The sequence below is a fragment of the Cupriavidus sp. 21MJTG02-4 genome, assembly GCF_057798975.1.
Map to the genome: position 1 here is coordinate 1 of NZ_JBYOJP010000048.1, position 2,602 is coordinate 2,602.

At 53.8% G+C, this 2,602-nt stretch carries 2 rRNA genes; both read right to left on the bottom strand.

From position 1 onward, the window contains the following. Window positions 1–27 precede the first annotated feature (27 nt). A 5S ribosomal RNA gene (gene rrf, locus AC3FKH_RS34385) occupies window positions 28–141 on the bottom strand. 125 nt (window positions 142–266) lie between these two features. Beyond that, window positions 267–2,602: ribosomal RNA gene (locus AC3FKH_RS34390) — 23S ribosomal RNA — on the bottom strand; the annotation flags it as partial.

The window sequence follows — 2,602 nt, forward strand, 5'->3', positions numbered from 1 at the left end:
GCTGTCGAGGGGTTTTGCATTGTAAGAGCCTGGCGATGACCTACTTTCACACGGGTAATCCGCACTATCATCGGCGCGGAGTCGTTTCACGGACCTGTTCGGGATGGGAAGGGGTGGTTCCAACTCGCTATGGTCACCAGGCATAAGGGGTTGTGAGGCTGACGCGGTCAACCTCACCAATTCGGGATGTAGTTCTGTAGTCTTGGGTTGTGCTGTATCGCTCGGCACAAGGCGATCGACCCACCAGGCTAAAACACACTGGTTATAGGATCAAGCCTTACGGGCAATTAGTACTGGTTAGCTTAACGCATTACTGCGCTTCCACACCCAGCCTATCAACGTCCTGGTCTCGAACGACCCTTCAAGGCGGTCAAGCCGCCAGGGAATCCTCATCTTCAGGCGAGTTTCCCGCTTAGATGCTTTCAGCGGTTATCTCTTCCGTACATAGCTACCCTGCGATGCCTCTGGCGAGACAACAGGTACACCAGCGGTACGTCCACTCCGGTCCTCTCGTACTAGGAGCAGCCCCCGTCAAGATTCCAACGCCCACGGCAGATAGGGACCAAACTGTCTCACGACGTTTTAAACCCAGCTCACGTACCTCTTTAAATGGCGAACAGCCATACCCTTGGGACCGGCTACAGCCCCAGGATGAGATGAGCCGACATCGAGGTGCCAAACACCGCCGTCGATATGAACTCTTGGGCGGTATCAGCCTGTTATCCCCAGAGTACCTTTTATCCGTTGAGCGATGGCCCTTCCATTCAGAACCACCGGATCACTATGTCCTGCTTTCGCACCTGCTCGACTTGTCGGTCTCGCAGTTAAGCACGCTTTTGCCATTGCACTTTAGGTACGATGTCCGACCGTACCAAGCGTACCTTCGAACTCCTCCGTTACACTTTGGGAGGAGACCGCCCCAGTCAAACTGCCTACCATGCACTGTCCCCGACCCGGATTCACGGGCCAAGGTTAGAACCTCAAACAAACCAGGGTGGTATTTCAAGGACGGCTCCACGTAGACTAGCGTCCACGCTTCAAAGCCTCCCACCTATCCTACACAGATCGGTTCAAAGTCCAATGCAAAGCTACAGTAAAGGTTCATGGGGTCTTTCCGTCTAGCCGCGGGGAGATTGCATCATCACAAACACTTCAACTTCGCTGAGTCTCGGGAGGAGACAGTGTGGCCATCGTTACGCCATTCGTGCAGGTCGGAACTTACCCGACAAGGAATTTCGCTACCTTAGGACCGTTATAGTTACGGCCGCCGTTTACCGGGACTTCAATCAAGAGCTTGCACCCCATCATTTAATCTTCCGGCACCGGGCAGGCGTCACACCCTATACGTCCACTTTCGTGTTTGCAGAGTGCTGTGTTTTTATTAAACAGTCGCAGCCACCATTTTATTGCAACCCCTTCACCCTTCTGGCGCAGGCCAGTCAAGCTACCAGGGCGTACCTTATCCCGAAGTTACGGTACCAATTTGCCGAGTTCCTTCTCCCGAGTTCTCTCAAGCGCCTTAGAATACTCATCTCGCCCACCTGTGTCGGTTTGCGGTACGGTCTCGTATGACTGAAGCTTAGAGGCTTTTCTTGGAACCACTTCCAATTGCTTCGCAGCACTAGGCCGCTCGCCCCACATCCTTGAATTCCGCGCCCGGATTTGCCTAAGCGCCTTCTCCAATGCAGGGACCGGGACTTCCAACACCCGGACAACCTTCCGCGATCCGTCCCCCCATCGCATCATACGACGGTGCAGGAATATTAACCTGCTTCCCATCAGCTACGCATCTCTGCCTCGCCTTAGGGGCCGACTCACCCTACGCCGATGAACGTTGCGTAGGAAACCTTGGGCTTACGGCGAGGGGGCCTTTCACCCCCTTTATCGCTACTCATGTCAGCATTCGCACTTCCGATACCTCCAGCATCCTTTACAAGACACCTTCACAGGCTTACGGAACGCTCTCCTACCACGCACATTACTGTGCGTCCGCAGCTTCGGTATATAGCTTAGCCCCGTTACATCTTCCGCGCAGGACGACTCGATCAGTGAGCTATTACGCTTTCTTTAAAGGGTGGCTGCTTCTAAGCCAACCTCCTGACTGTTTTAGCCTTCCCACTTCGTTTCCCACTTAGCTATATTTGGGGACCTTAGCTGGCGGTCTGGGTTGTTTCCCTCTTGACACCGGACGTTAGCACCCGATGTCTGTCTCCCGTGATTGCACTCTTCGGTATTCGGAGTTTGCTATGGCGGGGTAATCAGCAATAGACCCCCCAACCATGACAGTGCTCTACCCCCGAAGGTGAGACACGAGGCACTACCTAAATAGTTTTCGGAGAGAACCAGCTATTTCCAGATTTGTTTAGCCTTTCACCCCTATCCACAGCTCATCCCCTAACTTTTCAACGTTAGTGGGTTCGGTCCTCCAGTACGTGTTACCGCACCTTCAACCTGGCCATGGATAGATCATCTGGTTTCGGGTCTACACCCAGCGACTGAACGCCCTGTTCGGACTCGCTTTCGCTACGCCTGCCCTAATCGGTTAAGCTTGCCACTGAATGTAAGTCGCTGACCCATTATACAAAAGGTACGCCGTCACCCC